We start from the raw sequence: 23,835 nt of genomic DNA on the forward strand, positions 1-23,835 counted from the left end.
CGGCGGTGGAGGTGGCCGAGCGGCTACCATCGCCATCGCCATCACTCCATCCTCCGAAGTGAATACATCAAAAATAGTCAACCACATAGAGACATAGGAATCACACCATGACCGCAGGCACAAGGCTTCCAGGCACTCCCGAGCCGATGTACCGATGGCAGGGGAGTAGCGGCATCGGCATCGCAGGCGACGCATGGGGCAACCCGGACGGTCCGCTGGTGGTGCTTCAGCATGGCGGTGGCCAGACCCGTCATGCCTGGAAAGGCACTGGCGAGGCGCTGGGCGCGGCCGGTTATTACGCGGTCGCCTTCGATGCGCGCGGCCATGGCGACTCGGACTGGGCGCCCGATGGCCTGTATGGGCAGGATGCGATGGTCCAGGATCTCAAGTGTGTGATCGCCGCGCTCGGCCAGCACCGCCCGGTCCTGGTCGGCGCCTCAATGGGGGGCGGCACCAGCCTGGTCGCCGTCGGCGAAGACCACGTCGATGCCAGCGCCCTGATCATGGTCGATATTGCGCCGCGCATTGAAACGAAGGGAATCGACAACATTCAGGCCTTCATGAGCCAAAAGCCCGAAGGCTTTGGCTCTCTGGAAGAAGTCGCCGAGGCGATCGCTACCTATCAACCGCAGCGCGTGCGTCCCAAAAGCCTCGATGGCCTGGCTAAGAACGTGCGTCTGGGCAGTGACGGCAAATACCGCTGGCATTGGGATCCGCGTTATCGCGCTGGTACGCGTGACCTCGAGCGGCGCCAGAAGCGCCTGGAAGCCTGCGCGCGCGCCCTTACCCTGCCGACCTTGCTGGTGCGCGGGGGCCTGTCCGACGTGCTGAGTGAAGCCGGCGCCCAGCACTTCCTCGCCTTGTGTCCGCACAGCGAGTACGTCAACGTGACAAGTGCCGGTCACATGGTCGCAGGAGACCGTAACGATGTTTTTGGCACCAGCGTAATTGATTTTCTGGGGCGTGCGATACCGCCCGGTGGTCAACGACTCTGACACCTTGTAACGGCGCCAGGTCAAGCCGCTCATGTTCGCACTGCATGCGACAAAAATGCGGCGCGGTGGTCCGGGTGGGCGATCGCAGCCATTGCTGGCACGCGTTCACGAAGGCTGAGCCCACGCAGATGGGCAATACCCCATTCCGTCACTACGCAGTCAACATCAGCACGTGGCGTGGTCACAGGACCGGACAAGCTGTTGACGATACGGCTGATTTTGCCGCCTGCGGCTGTGGAAGGCAACGCGATGATGGACAGGCCATCGTCTGAATTGGCTGCTGCACGAAGGAAGTCCATCTGCCCACCCACTGCACCGATATAGGCGCCTGAGCTGACCTCCGCATTGATCTGTCCGGTCAAGTCCACCTCAGTGGCCGAGTTGATGGCACACAGGCCGTTAACCATAGCTAACGATCGAGCACTGTGCGTCACATTTGTCTCCACGAGATGGATTGCACGGTTAAGGTGGGCAAAATCGAACAGACGTCGACTGCCGAACAGGGAACCCGCCACCGTGATGCCGGCGTATTGCGATTTGCGAGCGTTGTTGACGACGCCCGAAGCTATAAGGTCAGCGATGCCGTCACCAATGATACCGCTGTGGACACCAAGATTCCGGTGAGAATGCAATGCCCGACATACAGCGTCCATGACGCTGCCCACGCCCATTTGTAGCGTCGCACCATCGGGCACTAGGCTTGCCACGTGGGCTGCAATGCGCTGGGCGGTTGCGCCCGAAGAGGGGCTCGGCACTTCGACGATGGCTACGTCGCTGTGAATGAAATGATCGATACGCAGATCGGACGGCACTTGCGCGCAGGTCCATGGCACGAGCGCGTTCACCTCTGCAATGACCACCCGGGCTTTGCGTGCAGTGGTGAGTTGGTAATCGCTGGCGATCCCCATACTGTGACGGCCGGCCGTATCGGGCGGGCTGATCTGTAGCAGCACTACGTCCGGGCGTAGTGGGCCTGCGGCCAACAGGCGGGGCAATTGGGAATAGTGTATAGGGAATACGTCTAGGTATCCGGCACGGGCCAATGCCGCTCCATCGCCAATCGCGCCATAACTGGCGAAATCGAAATGCGCTCCTAAATCCGGCGTGAACACACCCGAGAAACTGCCGCCTAGAAAAATCTTGAGTCGTCCCAGCGCACCGGAGATATCCGCACTTTGAGCGGCCAGTTGTTGCGTCAGCGTGAGCGCTTCCGAGCATGCCTGCCCGAGGGATATAACATCCCCCTTCTTGAGGAAACGCAGGAAATCGATTGCTTCAGCGGCCATAGCAGCGACCGTAGGAACGGAGCAATCCCAAGACATGTTCAACGAAGGTAGCCGACATCAGGTACTCTGGGATTGATGCAATACGCGATGGCCGTGCCTCCCCGAAATTACGCTCCACAGGGGACTCAGATGCGTAGCCGACGCAACCATGTGTCTGTACGGCACGGTCGGCCTCTTGAAAAGCCACTTCACCTGCCGAGTCCTTCGCCATGTTGGTTTTTGGCCCACTGGCCTGACCGACCGCATCACGGGTATATCCGGTGTCCATGCAATTTTGGCGGATCTGCTTCAACGCAGCCGCGCCAAGCCGGGAAAAAAAGTGGCTGTCCCGACGGTTCAAACACCGCCGGCCCAAAGAGACTGCCACGGCGGTCGGGTGTTCACCTTCACTAATCCGCTTGACCGCCATAACGCGCATTTCTTCCAGCGTTTTATGGGCCAATTTTCGTGCCTCTGGTTTCATGTAAATTTGAACAAACATTTATTAAAATTCCAAAAATTCTTTACCAAATTTCTGACTTATGAGTAAATTCTCAGTTCTTGCTTCGCAGGTACTCGGTAAGGTCACGCTCAAGACAAAAGCGGTCACCCCGGTAGATGGTGGTTCCGTAATACAGAACTCGCCCAGCTGTGTCACAGAACACTCTTTCAACACGCGCGACGGGCGCTGCCATGGGATACGCGAGGTGGCCTGCTGCTTCATAGTCAGCGGGCTCCACGGTGAGACGTTCACGTGCAGTCGCAAGCGCTGGCTTGCTAAATTGCAGCACTAGCTGTGCCAGTTTGGAACGACTTTCTGCATTTCTTGGGAAACGTTTATATACGTCCTCCACCAGGTAAATCGAGGACAATCCGTACGGTTGTTCACCTTCATGATCGACCTTCCGTATATGCATGTAAGGCCCTTCATCCCTACCAATAGCCCATCGAGAAACTGGCAAATCTGCAACTTTGGAACGCGATAAAATCCGGATGGAATAGTTTGGGACTTTGGTCTCTACGGACGCCAAGGAAGAGAAAATAGGCATGCCGCCCTGATTCCCCGCGGAATAGGTGACGAACGTCCGGCGTCCGCGCTGGCTCGACAGTAGACCTTCGCCGGACAAAATTTGTAGGGCCTGCCGCACCGTGATTCGTCCAAGCCGATATTGGCTGCACAACTCATCAATGCTCGGAATGTTTTCGCCTGATCGCCACTCGCCATTCAATATCCTGCTGCGAAGCACACTTGCAAGCTGGGCATAAAGCGTGGTTGCTCCGGCGATAAACTTTGCGGCTGACTGTTTGTAGGGTTGTGTAGGCATAGCAGAACTATACGTCTTGTCCTGCGCAGATCGGACCCTGTGCGCAAAGCTGCATTTCGACTCCCATTATCTGGTCCGATCGCTCAGTCTGGCAGTTTTCCGGGATATCCCGTATCTGCTTCTGAGACCCATCCCAGCGGCACCGTTACAGGATGGCTCAGCAGGACTTGGCCAAAAGTCTTTCCCAGCGGATCATTGCGAAGAGATGTCGCGCCACCGCCCCCCAGTGCTTCCTGGAGCACAAAGTTGAATGCATGCACGCCGGGTACGTCATAGCGGGTTACGCTCCCACGGGTCAAATGGGTGAACCAGTTTCCGACGGCGTTTGCTGTGATCTGCTCTCCAATAAGTGCCGCAAATTTTGGCTTGCGGGCGATAATGGCGACATGGGCAACATCGCCTTTGTCTCCGCTGCGTGCTACCGCGAGCGCTGACAGGGGCAGCACAACGCGCTCGCCGACAGGTAGCACTTCGGAGGTATATCGTTGCCCCGCGGCAACGGCCCAGGCTTGTCCGGTTGTGGTAATCACAACTGGATAGTGTTCATTGTCCATTTCTATTGATATGGCTACTTTGGACTTGTCCCACAGGAACGAAAACAGGCGGAATACGGGCTGCGCTTTGGGTCGGCCGCTGAAACCGGTCGTCCCTGGAGCTCCGGCTGTCCCCATGGGCGCAACCTCTCGGCCAAGAATGCTAAGCGCCACCGGGTCGGAGTGTCGAGCAGACAATCGGACGACCACTTCACGCGCATCTGCGTGCGATTGCGCCCCATACGATGGAATTTCGCTGCCCAACACTTCGATGTTGACTTCGGAGTAGTCAACATGACCGTCCTCCTTGATGAGTTTGCGCGTACGCTTGACGATTGCCTCTGCGGCGCGTTGTGCTTTCTGAATAGCGTTGTCACCGACAACTGTCAGGTTGGTTGACAGCCTGTATCCATCACGCCAAGTCGCGCTAACCTTGTAAGTAGGTGTCGGGGCGTGACCACGTGCACCACTCACGCGCACCTTGTTATCGCCGGCTTCCAAGATGGTGACACCAGTGAAATCACAGCTCACATCAGGCAGGAGATAGTTAGCGGGATCCGTAATCTCGTATAACATTTGTTCGGACACTACCAGCGGTTTGATCAGTCCGCCTGTTCCCACGGGCTTGCTCAGGACGAAAGAGCCTTCGGAGTCGCATTCGGCAATCGGATACCCCATGTTGTCCCAACCCGGCACTTGCCACCAGTCCGTAAACAGACCACCAGTTGCTTGTGTGGTGCATTCGAGGATGTGGCCGACAAGACTGCCTGCGGCGAGACGGTCATAGTCTTGCGCGCTCCAGTCAAAGCGATGGATCAACGCCGCGAGGGCAAGTGCGCTGTCCGCACAGCGGCCTGTAATTACAACATCGGCACCATGCTTCAAGGCTTCTACAATCGGAAAGGCACCGAGATACGCATTCAGACTGGTAAGGTTATCGGGCAGGGCAGTTCCGGAGAACATTTCCCTTACACCTGCTGCCTGGATTTCCTTACAGATTGGCAGCAAGTCGTCACCTTCAACTACGGCAATACGCAGTGAAACCCCTGCTGCATCAGCAAGCTTTCGCAAAGCTCTTGCACATGCCTGAGGATTCATTCCTCCCGCGTTGCTGAGAACCAGCGTTTTACGTGCGGCTATCGTAGGTAGGACCGATGCGAGTGCAGAAACGAAGTCTGTTGCATATCCCAAATCGGGGTTCTTTGACTTTGCGCTCGCGAGTATCGACATCGTCAATTCAGCGAGGTAGTCGAACACCAGAACATCGACATCGCCATCATGAACCAATTGCTCGACACCCTTGTTGCTGTCGCCCCAAAAAGCACTGGCGCCGCCGATGCGTAAGGTATTTCTGGATTTCATGTCTCTTTCCTTGTATGTTCTGTCCATGCTGTCTGCATCAGGCTTGATCAAATTCATTTATCCAGGTCATGATTAATATGACCTTGGCAGCCCCAACACACGCTCGCCGATGTAATTGAGGATCATTTCGCGGCTGACGGGGGCGATGTTAGGAACCATCACCTCGCGGAAGTATCTCTCCACGTCATACTCGGCCGCATAACCCATCCCTCCGTGCGTCCGGACGGCCTGATCGCAGGCGTTGAAGCCTGCTTCGGCCGCGAGGTATTTGGCGGCATTCGCCTCCGCACCGCAGGGGCGCCCGGCATCATAGAGTTGAGCGGCTCGCCACATCAGCATGTCAGCGGCCTCCAGATCCATCCAATTTTTTGCCAAGGGATGTGCAATGCCTTGGTTTTTCCCGATTGGCCGACCGAACACAACGCGCTCTTTGGCGTACGCAGTTGCCTTGGCCAATGCCCTTCGACCAATACCAATCGCCTCTGCTGCCACCAATATGCGTTCCGGGTTGATGGCATCAAGCAAGATGCTAAAGCCGTCACCTTCTTTCCCCAGTCGATGGTGCTCCGGCACAGGTAACTGATCAATGAAAACTGCGTTGGAATCAACCGCAGCCCTTCCCATCTTGCGGATCTGGCGAGCCTCAATGTAGCGACGATCAAAGTCAGTGTAAAACAGTGACATGCCGTCGGTCCGTTTGGCACATTGCTCCAGCGGGGTGGTCCGCGCGAGCAGCATAATTTTCCTGGCTCGCTGCGCGGTCGATATCCACATCTTGCGGCCGCTGATGATGTAGCCGTCGCCCTGACGCGAAGCGCGCGTTGTAATGCTTGTCGTGTCGAGACCGGCATCCGGCTCCGTTACCGCGAAGCAGGCAGTATCCTGGCCGCTGATAAGGGGCGGGAGCATCGCAGCTTTCTGTTCAGCGGTCCCGTGGACCACAATGGCATGCGGCGCAAAGATGTTGATGTGAATCGTCGAGCATGCAGCAAGGGTTCCAGCTGAATTGCCTACGATCTGCATCATTAGAGCCGCCTCCGTGATTCCCAGTCCTGCTCCCCCATACTCAACCGGCATGGTGATGCCGAGCCAGCCGGCTTCCGCAATGGCGGCATGAAACTCCGTCGGGAAAGAGTGGGTTTCATCTTTGTCTCTCCAATAGTCGTCGCCGAACCGGTCGCAAAGAGCCTGAACGGCATCCCTAATTTGTTGCCGCTCAGGACTCAGATCAAGCTCCATCATTTCAATACTCCATTTCATTGCTGTTGCGTGTGCCGTTCACCAGAGGACGATACGGCTCGTTTTTTTATTTTATTCACATCTTGTTGTTCCGTCAATAGTCTTTCTTTATGTCAAATTGTATTGACGATGCCAATTCGCACTGCTACAGTACCTACCTAATATCCTATATTTAGACTTTCTTATTTACATTTTCCTGAGGCAGTAGAAAAAAAAGATGCTCAATCTCAACTTCGATCTGAATCCGAAGCGTCAGCAAATTGTGGATGCCTCGGGCTGCAGTTCTGGCTTCATTTTTGAATATCTTGGCCGACTCATGGTTGACCGTGCGACAAGACCTGACGTCAACACCATCCTCATGTACTTCGCGCTGTCTGCAACTTCACTTGCCAGCGCTGTCAACGGTCTGCTCAAGCTGCTGGACGAGATCAGTCCGCCCAAGCCATTGGTGGGGCGGTTGCTTTCCTCTGGTGCCGCCGATCGCGACATGATCTTTGGGCGGGCACAGGCTGAACTCGAATCGCGCGGTTTTTCGCTGCTTAGCCAATCTCTTCGGGTCATGTCGCCGCTTCTCAAGGTGGTGATGGGAGTTCCAATCCACCTGTCGGACCTACGCTGACATAAGCGCGACTATTACAAACATCCAGCCAAAACGGAGCAACCTTGAACACAACCGAGACAACATCTACAAACCCAGCAACTGATGAACTGCTGGTCGATCGCAAGGGCGAAGTCGTGCGCCTGACGATCAATCGCCCCCATCGGCGTAATGCACTGACCGAAGGAGTGCTGATAGCGCTAGGCAAGGCAATCGCCGAAGCATCGAACGACCATTCTGTACGTGTGATCGTGCTGACTGGGGCGGGAGACAAGGCATTTTGCGCCGGTGCAGATCTGACTCCTGGCGATACGCCGTTCCAACCAGACTTCTCACGCCTCACGCTTGCAATGGGGGATCTGGCCAGAGTAGTGCATGCCTGCCGCACCCCCATCATTGGCCGCATCAATGGCCTTTGCCTAGCTGGCGGTATGGGGTTGTTCGGAATGTGCGACATAGCAATAGCCGTCGAAGACGCACGTTTCGGAATGCCGGAGGTCAAGATCGGCATCTTTCCAATGCAGATTCTCACCATGCTGCGCGACCTAATCCCACCGCGATTCCTGAACGAAATGTGTATAACCGGGCGGCCAATCAACGCGCAGACGGCCGCCTCGATCGGCCTGCTCAACAAAGTGGTACCGGCAGCTGAACTTGACGAAGCCGTTGACGCACTTGCGGCGGAGATCGTTGCCGTGTCGCCGATGGCGGTGCGTCGTGGCAAGTACGCAATGAGGGCTGTGGAGTCCATGTCCTTTCACGAAATGATGGCGTTCACAGAGACCTCCATATCAGCAATGATCCAGACAGAGGATGCACGCGAAGGTCTCGCGGCATTCAATGAACGCAGAACGCCACAGTGGCGAGGCAAATAGCGAGCGCAACCATTCAAGGAGACAAGCATTGTTCTCGCCGTCTGTGATTTGACCATCTAATCAAGCTGTGCCGCTTCAGAACTGACCACGGGGTTTCTCTAAAAAGTTGTCAAAGCCCAATCCGTACGGGCGGTCAATATTCAACCGGTACCAATATCCAGGCTCTTAACTCGTGGGACAACGACTGGGTCTTTTTTGGGGGAAAAAATCCATGCTGAGATTTTTGGTCAACATGGATATTGATAATATTTTTTATGCTGAATTCAGCATAAAAGAGTTGCAAGGATGAAGCATTGTGAAGCCCGTGAGATGCGGGCCAAGGAATTGATCAGGTGCGAGTAACATTTACGTCATGCCGTAATAACCATAGAGGAGACAAATCATGAAAATGAATCGACGTCAGGTATCTGCACAAATTGCTGCTGCACTAGTTGGGGCAACGACGCTAATCCGTCCTGTCTCAGCGCAGGTCAAGCCAATCCGGATTGGTGTCATCACGCAACTGACTGGCTTCGCCCAAATCTATGGGGAAGCCAACAAGGTCGGTGCCGAAATTGCCGCGCAGCGGATCAATGCGGCGGGCGGCGTGAACGGGCGGCCAATCGAAATCGTTCTTCGCGACGATAAGGGCTCGGCAGATGGCACCATCGCGGCCTATCGCGATCTTATGGCCGAAGGAGTCAAACTGTTCATTGCCGGACCAGTTTCCGGTACCGTTGTTGCATTGGCGCCGCTTTTCAAGGGTACAGACAACATTCTGGTCGCGGCCGGACCTAACAACCTTGCCATCACACACGAGCTTTATAACGAGAACGTGTTCCGGCTTCAGCTTACTTCCATCCCGGTATTCAAGGGACTGGGAGTCGTCGTGGCGCAGAAGAGTCCCGAAGTCCGTAACTGGGTCGCGATCAGCTCCGATCAACAGGCGAACATCGACTTGTCGACGATCTTCCTTAAGTCGCTCAAGACAACTCACGCAAGCAAAGGCGTGGACATCAAAATCCAGCCGATGGTATTGACTAAGTCGGGTGCAGGTGATTTCCGCTCGCAAATCTCTCAGCTTGCGAATTCAGGAGCGACCGGCATCCTGAATTCCCTCGTCGGCTCGGATAGCCTTACTTTCTACAAGCAAGCAAAGGCATTCGGTCTTGATCAGAAAGTCCAGGCTTTTGCGGATGTCGGCGCCAACCTCAATTCGATGATCTCGATTGCGTCCTCGGCCCCGAAGACGGTTTGGACGCCCTACTATTGGTATCCGCAAGGCGACAATAATCCGGTCTCGCAGGTGGTCTACAAGCTCGCCGCCGAGCGGACGGGGTCTGCCAACCCCTACGGTTTTATCGCTCTGGCGCATGACGCTGTTATCGCGATTGCGCAAGCCGCCAAGTCCGCCAACTCCCTCGAGACCAAGGCACTGATCGCCGCATTAGAAGTCGGCAACGCGATGGGAGCTGCAGGACCGATCGTCTTCCGCAAGGCCGATCACACCTACGTGGGCCAGATGTGCTTTATCAATTTCGGGGCGGACGCAAGCGCAAAGGATGGCGTCAAGGTGGCTGACGTCGTGCGCATGCCTTCAAGCGAATACATGGAACCTCCTACGCCTGGCCAAAAATACGTGGTTGAGTAATCAGAGGGAGAGCGACTGCCAAGTGTCTGTTCTATTTAAATAACCATCCCCCGGCTTTGCCGGGGGATGGTTATTTTGGTTGCAGATTGACTTTACAACACACCAATCTTGGCACTCGATGCCGCTACCGGGAAGTGGGAAGTCGCTTTCATTCGTTAGCGGAAAGGTTAGATGGCGCCTTGCTCCTTGAGGAGCCAAAACTGACGACGAGCTGACCATCCATCGAGAAAAGGCCCTCCCTCGTCACCTTCCAGCCGTGCGCCTCGCGGTCCCAAGCCTTCGCATCAGGCCCGGACGCGCGTATCCTGAATTTCTCAACCTTGGCCGTCGAGGTGCGCGGAAAATCGGTCACGATCTCGATGAAGCGCGGGATCATGAAGTACGGCATGTACCTCGAGCAGTGCACGAGCAGGTCTTCAGGTTCGATCGTCTGGCCCTGGCGGGGGACCACCAGTACCCAGACTTCGTCCTCGCCGATTTCAGAGGCAGTGGGGACGGCCACGGCCTCGGAAACGGCGGGATGCTTCGAAACGAGCGACTCGACCTCGAAGGATGAGATGTTCTCTCCGCGGCGACGTATCGAATCGCTGACACGATCATCGAAGTAATAAAAACCGTCGGCATCCGCATGGCCACGGTCGCCCGTATGGAGCCACAGGTTCCGCCACGTTTTCACGGTTCTTTCTGGCATGCCGATATAGCCGGAACCGATGAGGAAGGGACGCTTGGGGCGCACGACAATTTCGCCTGACGTGCCCACGGGCACTGGGTTGTCGTCAGCGTCAACGATCTGCACTTCGTAATAAGGACCAGGGCGTCCGCAGGAGTTCGGCCGGTAAGCGTCACTGACGCTGCGGAACAAGGACAAGCCACCTTCGGTGGAACCGTACACCGTAGTGACCGTGCAACCGAATCGGCGCTCCAGCTCCTTGTGGATGTCGGCGGGGTCCGGTACCGCGTAGATCGTGCGGATCGTAGTCTTCGCATCGTCGGCCATCTCGGGCCGGGAAACCAGCATGTTGCAGATGCCACCCACACCCATGAAGTTGGTGACACCGTGCGCTCGCACCTCGTGCCAAAAGGTGGAGATGCTTAGACGCGGTTGCAGCAGCATGCGTCCGCCACAGGCCAGTGTCGCGATCGTCAGGAACTTGGCGGCACAATGGAAGAAGGGGAGAAAGTTCATGAGGACGTCATCACTGCAAAGATCGTTGATCTCCGCATAGATCAGTCCGCCTCCCGTGAGGCAATGATGGGATAGCATGACGCCCTTGGATGTCCCCGTAGTGCCGGAAGTGAAGATGATGCAGGTGACATCGTCATAACGCGGAAGCAAAGTGAGGTTGCTCTCGTCATTGGGCGCCAGCAGGCTTGCCAAGTGCTGGCCACGCGGGGGCAGCGCCGATGCACGTCCAGGCGCTGCGAAAACCTGTTTGAATTGAGCAAAGCCGAAGGATGCCTCATCGACGGTGTCGATGAACCTGTCATCGAGGATGCAAGCCGTGGCCTGGCAGGTATGGAGGACGTGCTTCAGAACGTCTCCGCGATAGGCGGTGTTGATCGGCACCTCGACAGCACCGACCTTCGACAGCGCCATCCACAGGTACATGTATTCAGCCGAGGTATCCATGAAGACGGCGACATGCGTCCCGGTCGTGATGCCGGCTTCCTGAAGATTGCGAGCCATGCGGTTCGCCATCCGGTTGCAATGGCCGAGTGTGAAAGACTCGTTCTGAAAGCTGAAAAACAAGGCATCCGGCGCCTCGGCCGCGCGGCGCTCGAGCAGCCGGTGCGTCAGGACTTCCGAAGGAGCCATCCTGTTCAAGTAGTCCATCTGTTGTCTCCTCTTCAGGCTACTGCTGCGCACGCTCGCAGGCTTGCAGTCGAGTGCTTGCTGCATTTTTTCCGTTCAGGACTCAGGTCAAGTTTCCTCATTTCAACACCCCATTTCGTTGCTGTTGCATGCGCTATTCATCAGAGTAGATGCCGTATTTTTTAATTTTATGTATGTCTTGTTGTACTGTCAATAGTCTTTGTTTTTGTAAATTTGAATTGACTACGCCAACTAGCACTGCTACAGTACATGCCTAATATCCTGTATTTAGACTTTCTTTAATTACATTTTCCTGAGGCGGAAGAATTAAAAGATGCTCAACTTCACCTTCGATCTGAATCCGAAGCGTCAGCAAATTGTGGACGCCTCGGGCTGCAGTTCTGGCTTCATTTTTGAATATCTTGGCCGACTCATGGTTGACCGTGCGACAAGACCTGACGTCAACACCATCCTCATGTACTTCGCGCTGTCAGCGACTTCGCTTGCCAGCGCTGTCAACGGTCTGCTCAAGCTGCTGGATGAGATCAGTCCGCCCAAGCCATTGGTGGGGCGGTTGCTTTCCTCTGGTGCCGCCGATCGCGACATGATCTTTGGGCGGGCACAGGCTGAACTCGAATCGCGCGGTTTTTCGCTGCTTAGCCAATCTCTTCGGGTCATGTCGCCGCTTCTCAAGGTGGTGATGGGAGTTCCAATCCACCTGTCGGACCTACGCTGACATAAGCGCGACTATTACAAACATCCAGCCAAAACGGAGCAACCTTGAACACAACCGAGACAACATCTACAAACCCAGCAACTGATGAACTGCTGGTCGATCGCAAGGGCGAAGTCGTGCGCCTCACGATCAATCGCCCCCATCGGCGTAATGCACTGACCGAAGGGGTGCTGATAGTGGCATTTTTAGCCTCGGACCTGGCGAGCTACGTGAATAGGTGTTGCGTGCCAGTTGATGGCGAATTCTCGATCAATTGAAAATTCGTCTACCGTAAACAGAATGATCTCTCTAGACTGGAAACCTATGAGTTCATAAGATGGTCAACGCTGATGTTGACTTGTGATGCTGACATTAATGGTTGAGCCAGTCAGTACGCAATGCAACGAAGATTCTTCGGCATGCTGGGATGCGACTGATTTCCGTTTGGCTCATTTCTAATGGGGCTATCGATTTCGGAATAATTCCACCTAAATTACCTAAACCAAGGAGTGAATATGATTAATGTGCGTGATTCAATGCGACGTTCTGCAAATTGGCATCGGGACAAACTCGCAATTATCAGCGGCGATCGCCACTTGACCTTTGGCGAGGCATGGGATCGTGGGCTTCGCCTCGCAAATGCACTTTTGGATCTCGGGCTTAAGCCTAAGGACAAAGTGGCAGTCTTGGAAGAGAACTGTCTGGAAGCCTCTGATTTTCTGATCGGAACTACGATCGGCAACTTCATCCGTGTTCCGCTGTACAAGAAAAACGCGCCCGAAGCCCATGCCCACATGATCCGAAACACAGGCTGCAAGGCCTTGGTTGTGGATGCAAAACATTTGCACGAAGTCGCGGGTATCAAGGAAGCCGTTCCCAGTCTTCAGCACATCATCATCCGGGATGAGAATTACGAGAGTTGGCTGGCTTCGCACGATAACCGGGATCCCAATCCCGAGATCGCCCTGGATGACTACCACGTGATCCGCCACTCTGGCGGAACCACGGGTCTACCCAAGGGCATGGGTTTTACTCACCGCGCATGGATGAATATGGAGCGTGACTGGACTTATCGGCTTCCAACCATGGAGGAAGGCGATTGTTGCGTTCACGTCGGTCCGATCTCACACGGCTCAGGTTTTCTCTTTTTGCCACTGTGGATCTCCGGTGGCTATAACATTCTCGAATCAAAATTCGAGGTAGGACGCGTGCTTGATCTGTTGTCGGAGCACGGCGGTTATATGTTTGCCGTCCCAACCATCATTAGCGACCTCGTCGCGGAAGCCGATAACCTGAATCGAGATTTCACGAAGCTAAAGGCAATTGTGATTGGCGGATCTCCGATGCTTCCTCAGACAGCTCTCAAGGCGCGCAGAGTGTTTGGCGACGTGCTCCATCAGATGTATGGACAAACCGAAGCCACGCCCGTGGTCTGGATGACTTCAAGGGAGTGGTTCAGCAACATAGCGGGATCTGAACCGCTCGTGGCAGCTGGCAAGATCATGCCGTTTGCCCGAGTTGAAATCCGCGATGAGAATAATCAGCCGGTAGAGGCGGGTGCAGTCGGTGAACTTGCTCTCCAGACAGATGGTCAAATCAGCGAAATCTGGGATGCGCCAGAATTGACCAAGCAGCGGATTGTCGACGGTTGGATCCTAACCGGCGACGTCGGTCGGATCGACGAAAACGGTTACCTGTACCTCTCGGACCGCAAGGATGACCTGATCATCTCCGGCGGCTTCAATATTTGGCCGGCAGAGCTTGAGCTCGTTATCGGTGACCTTCCACAGGTACGTGAAGTCGTAGTAGTGCGGGCGCCACACAAACGTTTTGGCGAAACGCCGGCCGCCGTTATCGTGTTACACGAAGGTGCCAGCCTTCAGGAAAGCGAAGTGATAGAAACCTGCGAGAAGCGGCTCGGGAAGCTGAAGCGGCCCTCCATTGTCGTCTTCCGTGAGCAACTCCTGCCGCGTACGCCGGTTGGTAAAATTCGTCGTAATGAGGTCAGAAAAGAGTTCTGGAGCGGGTCGGGATTCACGATGGGGGGTAGCTAATGCGAATGTCGTCTTCCGCGATCAGCCCCTTCCGCGTACCCCGGCTGGGACGATATTCCTCAATGAGTTCAGAAATGAGTTGTGGGCCGGATCGGGATCCAGGATGGGGACATCGGAAAGTCGGCGGACTGAATTCGGGCAATCAACGTAGTGCTAACGTACAGCCATGGATGCAAGGGTTCAGAAGACTGCAGCGATCAGAATTGAAAACAAATAATTTTGTGGTTAGCCATGATCTAGGATCGTCAGACAGCTATATGTTTCCACAACTTATCATTGTGCCTACACTGGTTTTAACGACCCGAATATCACGTGGAGCAGTAACAGTTTTTATCATAAAAACTATGAATCGGTCCAAAGTTAGGTCATGGCATTTCGCACGTCACCGCATGCTTGGAAAAATGGTATTTGGAGGTTTCGGATGTCGGTAGCCGTTGTATCTGGTATTGGTGAAGTATCGCCGTCCCGGAGGTCCGGCAAGAGCGTCGAAACGCTGATACTGAGTGCGATTTCTGGAGCTTTGGCGGACGCAGGCCTTCGAGGCTACGACATTGATGCCGTTGTCACTGAAAGCAGTCTGACGCCCTCGATGGCGCCGCTGGATCGCATTGGGGCTGCCGCAGGTCTCATAAACGTCCGGATGGCGTTGCAATCTACGCCCGTTGGGGCGGGTATTTTGTCGGCGGTAGGCACGGCATTTGAGTTAGTTTCCAACAACAAGGCGGATCATTGCTTGGTCTACTTCGGAGTCGACTGGGGCACGACGCCAAGTGGACCAACCGAGTATCACGAGCGCATGCCGGCGAAAAAGTTGGTGGAACATCCGGCGGGTTTTGCGGGAGCACCGTTGTATTTCGCGGCGGCGGCCATGCGCTACCAGTATGTCTATAACCTTTCTGACAGCGAATTACAGGATATGCTCTGGAGCGTCGTGGAGTCCACGTTGGTGAATGCGTCGCGCAATCCTTGCGCCCAAAATGGCAGGGTGCTGAGCAAGGAAGAGTATCTTAACAAAGCGTTCATAGCGGAGCCTTTGAGATCGGCGGACTGTAGTTTGCTAAGTGATGGCGCGGTAGCAATCATCATATCCAGACGGGATAAGACCAAGGTGCGCAACGTGCCGGTGACCTTGGAGGGGTGGGCCTATGACATGGAATCCATCCCCGACATGGACTTCTACACCCAGAGCCCTTGGCTCCCGCGCTTGCCTGCTGCATCTCGGGCATCTGGCAGGGCCTTTCAAGCGGCCTCGCTCACTCCGCAAGATATTGATGTCTACGAAATCTATGACTGCTTTTCCATTGCGGTTGTACTGCAACTTGAGGCGATCGGACTGTGCGAGCCGGGTGAAGGGCGGTACTTGTGCGCGAACGGCGCATTGCGATTCGATGGCAGACTGCCTACGAATACCCACGGTGGGCTGATGGGCCACGGCTACCTGCTCGGCGCTGGGCATGTAGTAGAGGCAATCCGCCAGTTGCGCCACGAAGCTGGTGAAAGGCAAGTTCGCGCTGCGCGTACAGCATTTGTGGGTGCAGGGCCTGGCCGCCAATACACCGCACTGATCTTCGGACGGATGGATGGATAAGGATAGCTTATGCGTGATCTAGAAAACGTGTGGAGCGAAAACCTGCAAAAAGGTATTTTGCAAATTCCGACTTGTCAGCACTGCCGATCATGGAATTGGTATCCCTTGCCGGCCTGTCGTTCTTGTCAAAGCACGGATTTTTTCTGGAACGAGGTTGAATTGATCGGCACCCTATTCAGTTGGACCAGGGTTCACCGTCGATTTACCAACTTTGACATTGCCGTCCCTTACGTGGTCGGCCTTGTGGAGATGGCGGAGGCGCCTACTGTCAGGATCCCGGCACGACTGCAGGCTGGTTCGGGTGCGCAGCCGATTATTGGTGACGATGTCACGCTGACAGCGGCTTGTGATGAAGGAGGATGGCATTGGGTGTTCAATCTGCGACAAAAGTAGAATGAATTTCACCCAGTGCATGTCCTGGCGCATTCTCCCGCGCTGTGGCGCGGCATCGCCGGGCTCCATCTGGCAGCACCAGGCATCCCCAGCGAAGCAGAGTACGTGGCGATTTACGCGAAAGCGACCGGGCGGAACCCGTCAGAGCATTGGGATTTCTATCTCGCCTACAACACCTGTTTCTGATGGCGGCCATCCTGCTCGGCATTGCACAGCGCGCCGCCGATGTCAATGCCGCAACTGATGACTCAGTGGAAACCGGCTACAAGGCTATTCCGTTATCGGAAATTGGCCGGAAATTAGCTCAAAGATATGCGGCAAGGAAATAGGGATATTTGCTGTCCAAGCCAGCATACCAGTTCACATGTCGATTGATGGAAACCGTTTGCCGAATCTTTGAACGCTGTCTTTGAGTAGTTCGTATCTTAATTTTTTTAAAAGAGTGGAGATTGTGATGAATAGAGAAGTAGTCGTTGTCAGCGGTGTGCGCACCGCCATTGGTACCTTTGGCGGCAGCCTCAAGGACACGCCGCCCACCGAACTGGCCGCGCTGGTGGTGCGCGAGTCGCTGGCGCGCGCCGGCGTCGAGGGCAAGGATGTCGGCCATGTGGTGTTCGGCCATGTCGTCAACACCGAGCCCAAGGACATGTATTTGTCGCGCGTGGCGGCCATCAACGGCGGCTGCGCCGAGGGCACGCCCGCTTTCAACGTCAACCGCCTGTGCGGCTCCGGCCTGCAGGCCATCATCTCGGCCAGCCAGTCGATCCTGCTGGGTGATGCCGACATCGCCATCGGCGGCGGCGCCGAGAACATGAGCCGCGGCCCCTATGCCAGCCTGGCCACGCGCTTCGGCGCGCGCATGGGCGACACCAAGATGATCGACATGGTGGTCGGCGCGCTGCATGACCCGTTTCACACCGTCCACATGGGCGTGACCGCCGAGAACATCGCCGCCAAATGGGGCATCACGCGTGAAGACCAGGATGCGCTGGCCGTTGAAAGCCACAACCGCGCCCAGAAGGCGATTGAAGCCAGCTATTTCAAGGACCAGATCGTCCCGGTCATGCTCAAGAGCCGCAAGGGCGAGGTCGCCTATGACCTGGATGAGCATTACCGCCCGAACTGCACGATGGCCGACATGGCCAAGCTCAAGCCCGTGTTCATCAAGGAAAACGGCACCGTCACCGCTGGCAACGCCTCGGGCATCAACGACGCCGCTGCGGCCGTGGTGCTGATGGAAGCCGGCGTGGCCAAGGCGCGCGGTCTCAAACCGCTGGCACGCCTGGTCGCCTATGCGCACGCTGGCGTGGACCCGAAATACATGGGCATCGGCCCGGTGCCCGCCACGCAGCTGGCGTTGAAGAAAGCCGGCCTCACGGTCAATGACCTGGATGTGATCGAGGCCAATGAAGCCTTTGCCGCCCAGGCCTGCGCCGTCAGCCGTGACCTCGGGCTGGACCCGGCCAAGGTCAACCCCAACGGCTCGGGCATTTCGCTAGGTCATCCTGTTGGTGCCACAGGTGCGCTGATTACCGTCAAGGCAATCTATGAATTACAGCGAATTGGAGGTCGCTACGCGCTGGTGACGATGTGTATTGGTGGCGGGCAGGGAATCGCCGCGATTTTTGAGCGTTTGTGAGTGCAATCCAAGTCGGCGATTGCTTACTTACTGACCTTACGCAGCCGCCTGCCATTGCTGAAGTTCAGCATAGGCACTGCGCGATGCGTTGATGAGAAGCTTGAGCCTCAGGGCAAAGGGGTTGATCCTGGTCTTGATGCTCAAGCACTGGAGCTTGAACACCGCGTAAATGAGGGTCGGCCGGGATTCCGACGAAATCCGGCGCTTTTCAAGCCAAGCTGTTGTTCTGATTGGTAAAAGTGCCTGTGTGGCACGACTGTAAGCCGCAGTCGTGACTCGGCCGGACTGCTGAGCGCTAAGGCCCAGCCTGCTCTGCGCGGTGGCGCTTGACGATGGCCAGCACCGTGTTCTTGCTGATGCCCAGGCGCAGTCCGACCTCCCGGTACGACTGCCCGGCAGCCACCAGTTCAAGCGCACGCTTTTGATGGCGATCGGCCTTGACGCGCTGGCCGGGCTGGCGCCCGAAGCGCACGCCGCGCGCTTGCGCCGCCGCAATGCCTGAGCGCACGCGCTCGCGCAGCAGATCCCGCTCGAATTCGGCCAGGACGGACATGAGCGAGGCGATGAGCTTGCCTTGCGGCGTGCCCAGATCGAACTGCAGGCCTGTCTGGGCAATCAGCGAAATGCCCCACGCCTGGAGTTCGCCCAGCGTGTGAAACAGATCGATCGTCGAGCGGCCCCAGCGGGTCAGCTCGGTGACCAGGACCACATCGACATCGCGCGCCTGGGCCAGCGCCATGACCTTCTTGCGCTGGGCGCGATCATCCCTGGCGCCCGAGGCCGTTTCCTTCCAGACCCCCACGACGTCAAAGCCCGCCTTCACGGCAAACGCCAGCAGATCGGCCTCCTGGCGCCCGCAGGTCTGGTCGGCCGTGGAAACCCGGCAGTAAATGGCCGCTCGCTGTCCCAATTGAATCCTTCGCGCAAAACCACCCGCCAGAGCGCATGCTGTCGTGGCAGAATATCGGTCCAAATAAAGTATAGGTTAAATGGGATGATGCACATGCTGCTTGGCGATTTTGCTACCCGGCACACGCCGTGAGCAGCATTCACGAAACCGCCTACCCTCGCTTCAAGCCCGAGATCACACCGCGCGAACTCGCCGACGTCTACACGCCCTCCCAAGAGGAACAGGCCTTCGCCCGTCGTCAGGGCCGCACGGTCCGGGGCCGTCTGGCCGTATTGGTTCTCGTCAAGACGGCGCAGCGTCTGGGCTACTTCGTCAAGCTGGCCGAGGTTCCGCCCAGCATTGTTGCCCATATCGCCACTTGCCTGGCGACGAAACCTCTGGCGAAGATCGAAATGCGCGATTTCGATCTGGACAGCGAGCGCCAGCGCCTGCTCGAACAGGTGCGCCGGTTCCTCGGCATTCAGGCTGTCACTGGCGCCACCACCGGCGTCATCGAATCGGCGGCCCGGGAAGCGGCCCAGACCAAGCACGAACTGGCCGACATCATCAACGTGGTGATCGAGCAGCTGGTCCGGCAGCGTTTCGAGCTGCCAGGATTCAGTACCTTGTTCCGCACGGCGCGCCGCATTCGCGCGCAAGTCAATGACGAGTCGTTCAGCATGCTGTCTGCCGCGCTATCGCCAGCGCTCAAACATGAAATCGACGACTTGTTCATGGTCAACGCTGGGGCCACATCGGGCTGGCTCAGGCTCAAACGCGAGCCCAAAAAACCGACGAACCCTGAAGTGCGGGCCTATCTGGAGCACCTCGCATGGCTGAAGGCCTGGGTGGCCCGCCTTCCGGCCATCGACCACATTGCGGCGCCAAAACTCCATCAGTACGTGCTTGAGGCGCGCGCGCTGGACGCGGCGGACATCAAGGCGACCAAACCGGCCAAGCGCTACGCGCTGGCCGTGGTGCTGATTCATGCCCAATTGCGCCAGGCGCTGGACGATGCCGCGGACATTTTGCTGCGCAAAGTGCGAAAGCTGCACGCCACGGGCGCCGAGCAACTGGAGCGCTATTTCACCGAGCATCGCCTGCGGGCGGAAAAACTCATCGCCACGCTGCGCGACGTGCTCAAGGCCTTCGAGGCGGGTGCCATGGATGCCGAGCGCGGCGGGCGAATCGCCAGCGCCATCGAGGGCGAGTCGGCACAGTTGCTGGCGCAATGCGACGAGCACATGGCTTACGCCGCCGACAATTACTTTCCCTTCATGATGGCGTCCTACCAGGCGCAGCGCCCGCTGCTGCTCAACTGCTTGAGCCTCTTGGCACTGGCCTCGACGCACAGCGACCAGACGCTGGTGCAGGCGATTGCCTTTGTGCTGCAGCACCGCAGCAGCCATAAAGAGCACTTGCCCGTGGACGAGGCAGCGCTCGGCCTGCAATGGCTGCCGGACAAATGGCGGCGAATCGTCGTTCAGGAAAACGAACAAGGCAAGCCTGCCAGCGTTCACCGCAAGTATTTTGAATTGTGCGTGCTCTCGGAAGTGACGCGCGAGCTCCAGTCCGGTGACCTGTATGTCCGCCACAGCGAACAGTACGGTGACTACCGCGAACAACTCATCGGCTGGGACACGTTCGAGTCTCAGGTGGCCGACTACGGCGCCATGCTGGCGTTGCCGACAGAGGCGGGCGCTTTCGTCGCGCAGCTCAGGCAGCGTTTGATGGACACGGCCGAGCGGGTCGATGGCGCCTTTCCCGACAATGAGCATGCCGCCTTTGTCGGAGAGGAGCTGGTCATCCGCAGGCATTCGAAAGAAGCCGCGTCTGCCGCGTTGTTGCGGGTGGATCAACAGCTCGCCGCCCGGCTGGCACCGAAGAACATTCTGGACATCCTGGTCGAAGGTGAGCGCTGGCTCGATCTGCACAAGCTGTTTGGCCCCTTGTCCGGCTTTGAAGGCAAGATCGACAATCCCAGGCTGCGGTTTGTCACCACGCTGTTTTGCTACGGGTGCAACCTGGGCCCCACGCAAACGGCCCGGTCGGTCAAGGATCTGAGCCGCAAGCAGGTCGCCTGGCTGAATTTGCACCACATGACCGAGGAGCGGCTGGAAAAAGCCTTGGTGCAGGTCATCAACGCCTACAACAAGTTCCTGTTGCCCAAATACTGGGGAAGCGGCGAGACTGCTTCCGCCGACGGCACCCAGTGGAACCTGTACGAGCAAAATCTGCTGGCTGAAAGCCACATCCGCTACGGTGGCTACGGCGGCATCGGCTACTACCATGTCTCGGACAGGTACATCGCGCTGTTCAGCCACTTCATTCCCTGCGGCGTCTACGAGGCGGTCTACATTCTCGATGGGCTCATCAAGAACGAGTCCGACGTGCAGCCCGATACGGTGCATGGCGACACCCACGCGCAGAGCACGCCGGCCTTCGGCCTGGCCTATCTGCTGGGCATCCGGCTGATGCCCAGGATTCGCCAGCTCAAAAAGCTGGTGTTCTTCCGGCCCGACAAGAAAACCCGCTACCGGCACATCGACGCGCTGTTTGGCGAAAGCATCGACTGGTCGCTGATTTCAACCCACCTGCCGGACATGCTGCGCGTCGCCTTGTCGATCAAGGCGGGAAAGATTACGCCTTCGGCACTGCTGCGCCGCCTGGGCACGGCCAGCCGTAAGAACAAGCTCTACTTTGCCTTTCGCGAGCTCGGGCGGGTCGTTCGAACCCAGTTCCTGCTGGACTACATCGGGGACGTGGAGCTGCGCCGCACGATTCACGCGGCCACCTGCAAGAGCGAGGAGTTCAACCAGTTCACCAAGTGGCTGTTCTTTGGCGGCGAGGGCGTCATTGCCCAGAACGTGCGGCACGAGCAACGCAAGGTCATCAAGTACAACCAGCTGGTGGCCAACCTGGTCATCCTGCACAACGTGGAGGCGATGACCCGGGTGCTCAAGGAGATTCAGGCCGAGGGATTTGTCGTTAACGCGGCTGTCCTTGGCGGCCTGGCGCCCTACCGGATCGAGCACATCAATCGATTTGGCGATTACTCTTTGGACCTGGAGCGGCAGGTGCCACCCATGCAGTTCGAGACGATTCTTATTTGAAATCAATCGGTTACGTCAAAAAACGCCGGATTCCGTCCGAATCCCGGCCGACCCTCAGCATGGCCGGTTTGCGGCCCGCGCGGTCGGCGTAGGCGCCGATCAGCACGCCGCCCAGTGGCCGCGACACGAAGCCCACGCCGAAGACGGCCACCGACAGCAGCAGGCTGCCCAGGGGTGTCGAAGCCGGGAAAAAGGCCCGGCCGATGTAGACCGCGAAAAACGCATAGGTGACGAAGTCATAGAACTCCAGCGCATTGCCCGCGACGGTGGCGGCGACGATGCGCTTGGAGATGGCCGGCGGCCCGGCCTCTAGTGCGCGATGCTGGCGGTGCCGGACCCCTGCGGAATCGGCGGCAGGAAAGGTGATGGTGGTCATGGAGATTTCTCGTGTTGAGGTGAAAATTCGGCCAGGGCGGCGTGACAGGGCTGCGCCTCGGCTGTAGGGGCCGGGGCGGCTGAGGTGGGAGAAGCAGGAAAAGTGGGCTGAGGCGGTCAAGCCTCAGGAAAGTCAAGCCTCAGGAAGGCTGGGACTGCAGGCCCGATGGCACGCCAGCGGCGGGAGCGTGTGCACCACAGGCTTGCACGATCACGGTAGAGACCATGTCGGCGGTGACGGCTGACAGCGTCCAGCCGAGGTGACCATGGCCGGTGTTGTAAAATACATTGGCACGGCGCCCGCGCCCCACGCGCGGCATCATGTTGGGCATCATCGGGCGCAGGCCGGCCCAGGGCACCACCTGCTGCGTGCTCACGCCAGGAAAGCACTGGTTGACCCAGTCGACCAAGGGCTTGATGCGGTCGGCCCGGATGTCCTTGTTGCAGCCGTTGAACTCGGCCGTGCCGGCCACGCGCAGGCGATCGAGCCCCAGGCGGCTGGTGACCAGCTTGGTTTCGTCATCGAGCAGGCTCACGGTGGGGGCGGCCTGCTGGCTTTGCGCGTCGGGCAGGTTGACGGTGATTGAATACCCCTTGACCGGATAGATGTTGACACGGTCACCGAGCTGGGCGGCAAAGTCGCGGCTGGTCACGCCAGCGCATACCACCAGGCCATCGAAGCGGTGGGTCCTGGGGCCCTCACTCCCGTCCACGGTGACGCTGGCAGTCTTACCGTCGCTGCGCAGGGACAGCACGTCCTGCCCGTACAGGCAGTGCACGCCCAGGCGCGCGATGGCCGCGGCCAGGCCGACGGTGAACTTGTGAATGTCGCCGGTGGCGTCGCTCTCGGTGAAGTAGCCGCCGTAGTAAGCGCCGGCCAGCGTCGGTTCGATGGCGCGCATCTCGGCCGGCGTGACCGCCCGGCGCGCCAGGCCGCCGGCGGCCAGCAGTTTTGACACTTCCCCGGCGTGGTCAAAGCCTTTCTTGTCGCGGTAGATATGGAGGATGCCGTGCTTTTTCAGGTCGAAGTCCACGCCTTCGGCCTCGGCCCAGGCAAACAGGTGCTCGCGCGCCGCCACGGCCAGGCGGGTGGTCTCGATGGTGTTTTGCCGGTAGTTCGCCATGTTGCCAATGAATTCGGCAAACCACGACAGCTTGTGCCAGCTGGGCTTGGGGTTGACCAGCAGCGGGGCATCGCCTTTGAGCATCCACTTCAGGCCCTTGACGATGGTCGACCAGTGGTTCCAGACCTCGGCGTTGGACGCCGACAGCTGGCCGCCGTTGGCAAACGACGTTTCCATGGCCGCATAGCGGTGTTTCTCGAACAAGGTGACGGCAAAGCCGCGCTTGGCCAGGGCATAGGCGGTGGTGACACCGGTGATGCCCCCGCCGATGACTGCGATTGATTTCATGATGACAGGCTTCCAACAGGTC

At 57.5% G+C, this 23,835-nt stretch carries 19 protein-coding genes and 3 pseudogenes; 12 read left to right on the top strand and 10 right to left on the bottom strand.

The genetic code is table 11. The annotated features are described in order from the left end of the window. Window positions 1–107: 107 nt before the first annotated feature. Window positions 108–995, top strand: coding sequence for an alpha/beta fold hydrolase (locus tag ABLV49_RS25025; RefSeq protein ID WP_349283274.1), 888 nt, complete (start codon window positions 108–110; stop codon window positions 993–995). Window positions 996–1,024: 29 nt separating this feature from the next. Here the strand turns inward: ABLV49_RS25025 and ABLV49_RS25030 are convergent, their stop codons facing one another. The 5 genes from ABLV49_RS25030 to ABLV49_RS25050 form a co-directional block, all read right to left on the bottom strand. Further along, window positions 1,025–2,281 (bottom strand): acetyl-CoA hydrolase/transferase family protein, encoded by a 1,257-nt coding sequence (locus ABLV49_RS25030; protein WP_349283276.1) that lies wholly within the window; start codon window positions 2,279–2,281, stop codon window positions 1,025–1,027. Next, on the bottom strand, window positions 2,271–2,762 hold the full coding sequence (locus tag ABLV49_RS25035) for an acyl-CoA dehydrogenase family protein (RefSeq protein WP_349283278.1): 492 nt from the start codon (window positions 2,760–2,762) through the stop codon (window positions 2,271–2,273). The genes ABLV49_RS25030 and ABLV49_RS25035 overlap by 11 nt, the downstream gene beginning before the upstream one ends. Before the next feature lie 52 nt (window positions 2,763–2,814). Beyond that, window positions 2,815–3,585, bottom strand: a complete 771-nt coding sequence (locus ABLV49_RS25040) for a GntR family transcriptional regulator (protein WP_349283280.1) — start codon at window positions 3,583–3,585, stop codon at window positions 2,815–2,817. Between the two features lie 83 nt (window positions 3,586–3,668). Next, window positions 3,669–5,537 (bottom strand): acyclic terpene utilization AtuA family protein, encoded by a 1,869-nt coding sequence (locus ABLV49_RS25045; RefSeq protein WP_349283282.1) that lies wholly within the window; start codon window positions 5,535–5,537, stop codon window positions 3,669–3,671. A gap of 15 nt (window positions 5,538–5,552) precedes the next feature. Further along, the gene (locus ABLV49_RS25050) at window positions 5,553–6,719 is read right to left on the bottom strand and encodes an acyl-CoA dehydrogenase family protein (RefSeq protein WP_349283359.1); all 1,167 of its coding nucleotides are present in this window, start codon (window positions 6,717–6,719) and stop codon (window positions 5,553–5,555) included. Between the two features lie 217 nt (window positions 6,720–6,936). Between ABLV49_RS25050 and ABLV49_RS25055 the strand changes: the two genes are divergently transcribed. The 3 genes from ABLV49_RS25055 (at window position 6,937) to ABLV49_RS25065 (ending at window position 9,822) form a co-directional block, all read left to right on the top strand. Continuing rightward, window positions 6,937–7,338 (top strand): hypothetical protein, encoded by a 402-nt coding sequence (locus tag ABLV49_RS25055; protein WP_349283283.1) that lies wholly within the window; start codon window positions 6,937–6,939, stop codon window positions 7,336–7,338. 44 nt (window positions 7,339–7,382) lie between these two features. Beyond that, window positions 7,383–8,192 carry an enoyl-CoA hydratase-related protein gene (locus ABLV49_RS25060; RefSeq protein WP_349283285.1) on the top strand — a complete coding sequence of 270 codons (810 nt, stop codon included), beginning with the start codon at window positions 7,383–7,385 and terminating at the stop codon, window positions 8,190–8,192. Between the two features lie 382 nt (window positions 8,193–8,574). After that, window positions 8,575–9,822, top strand: a complete 1,248-nt coding sequence (locus tag ABLV49_RS25065; RefSeq protein WP_349283287.1) for an ABC transporter substrate-binding protein — start codon at window positions 8,575–8,577, stop codon at window positions 9,820–9,822. Window positions 9,823–9,970: 148 nt separating this feature from the next. Here the strand turns inward: ABLV49_RS25065 and ABLV49_RS25070 are convergent, their stop codons facing one another. Next, window positions 9,971–11,656 carry an AMP-binding protein gene (locus ABLV49_RS25070; RefSeq protein WP_349283288.1) on the bottom strand — a complete coding sequence of 562 codons (1,686 nt, stop codon included), beginning with the start codon at window positions 11,654–11,656 and terminating at the stop codon, window positions 9,971–9,973. A 313-nt stretch (window positions 11,657–11,969) separates the two neighbouring features. Between ABLV49_RS25070 and ABLV49_RS25075 the strand changes: the two genes are divergently transcribed. The 7 genes and pseudogenes from ABLV49_RS25075 (at window position 11,970) to bktB (ending at window position 18,024) form a co-directional block, all read left to right on the top strand. Beyond that, on the top strand, window positions 11,970–12,371 hold the full coding sequence (locus ABLV49_RS25075; RefSeq protein WP_349283290.1) for a hypothetical protein: 402 nt from the start codon (window positions 11,970–11,972) through the stop codon (window positions 12,369–12,371). A 44-nt stretch (window positions 12,372–12,415) separates the two neighbouring features. Further along, a complete protein-coding gene (locus tag ABLV49_RS25080) occupies window positions 12,416–12,628 on the top strand; it encodes a hypothetical protein (protein ID WP_349283292.1) in 213 nt (70 codons plus the stop codon). A 237-nt stretch (window positions 12,629–12,865) separates the two neighbouring features. Further along, entirely contained in the window at window positions 12,866–14,404 is a 1,539-nt protein-coding gene (locus tag ABLV49_RS25085) for a class I adenylate-forming enzyme family protein (RefSeq protein ID WP_349283294.1), read from the top strand. 421 nt (window positions 14,405–14,825) lie between these two features. Then, on the top strand, window positions 14,826–15,992 hold the full coding sequence (locus tag ABLV49_RS25090) for a thiolase family protein (RefSeq protein ID WP_349283296.1): 1,167 nt from the start codon (window positions 14,826–14,828) through the stop codon (window positions 15,990–15,992). A gap of 9 nt (window positions 15,993–16,001) precedes the next feature. Beyond that, complete coding sequence (locus ABLV49_RS25095; RefSeq protein ID WP_349283298.1) at window positions 16,002–16,385, top strand: Zn-ribbon domain-containing OB-fold protein; 384 nt, start codon at window positions 16,002–16,004, stop codon at window positions 16,383–16,385. Between the two features lie 13 nt (window positions 16,386–16,398). Further along, window positions 16,399–16,714: pseudogene (locus ABLV49_RS26165) on the top strand (phosphotransferase family protein); the annotation flags it as partial. A 125-nt stretch (window positions 16,715–16,839) separates the two neighbouring features. After that, window positions 16,840–18,024, top strand: a complete 1,185-nt coding sequence (bktB, locus tag ABLV49_RS25105) for a beta-ketothiolase BktB (RefSeq protein ID WP_349283302.1) — start codon at window positions 16,840–16,842, stop codon at window positions 18,022–18,024. Window positions 18,025–18,060: 36 nt separating this feature from the next. On the opposite strand, the pseudogene ABLV49_RS26170 reads toward bktB, so the two are convergent. Together ABLV49_RS26170 and ABLV49_RS25110 are read right to left on the bottom strand one after the other, a co-directional pair. Then, window positions 18,061–18,195 (bottom strand): annotated as a pseudogene (locus tag ABLV49_RS26170) (IS701 family transposase); the annotation flags it as partial. 124 nt (window positions 18,196–18,319) lie between these two features. Then, on the bottom strand, window positions 18,320–18,934 hold the full coding sequence (locus ABLV49_RS25110; protein WP_349283304.1) for a recombinase family protein: 615 nt from the start codon (window positions 18,932–18,934) through the stop codon (window positions 18,320–18,322). A gap of 128 nt (window positions 18,935–19,062) precedes the next feature. Between ABLV49_RS25110 and ABLV49_RS25115 the strand changes: the two genes are divergently transcribed. Next, window positions 19,063–22,026 (top strand): Tn3 family transposase, encoded by a 2,964-nt coding sequence (locus ABLV49_RS25115; RefSeq protein WP_349283306.1) that lies wholly within the window; start codon window positions 19,063–19,065, stop codon window positions 22,024–22,026. Window positions 22,027–22,081: 55 nt separating this feature from the next. Here the strand turns inward: ABLV49_RS25115 and ABLV49_RS25120 are convergent. Together ABLV49_RS25120 and ABLV49_RS25125 are read right to left on the bottom strand one after the other, a co-directional pair. Next, window positions 22,082–22,402, bottom strand: a pseudogene (locus tag ABLV49_RS25120) (MFS transporter); the annotation flags it as partial. A 139-nt stretch (window positions 22,403–22,541) separates the two neighbouring features. Further along, on the bottom strand, window positions 22,542–23,813 hold the full coding sequence (locus ABLV49_RS25125) for a D-amino acid dehydrogenase (protein ID WP_349283308.1): 1,272 nt from the start codon (window positions 23,811–23,813) through the stop codon (window positions 22,542–22,544). Window positions 23,814–23,835 lie beyond the last annotated feature (22 nt).

The sequence above is a fragment of the Polaromonas hydrogenivorans genome (assembly GCF_040105105.1).
Taxonomy (GTDB): Bacteria; Pseudomonadota; Gammaproteobacteria; order Burkholderiales; family Burkholderiaceae_C; genus Polaromonas; species Polaromonas hydrogenivorans.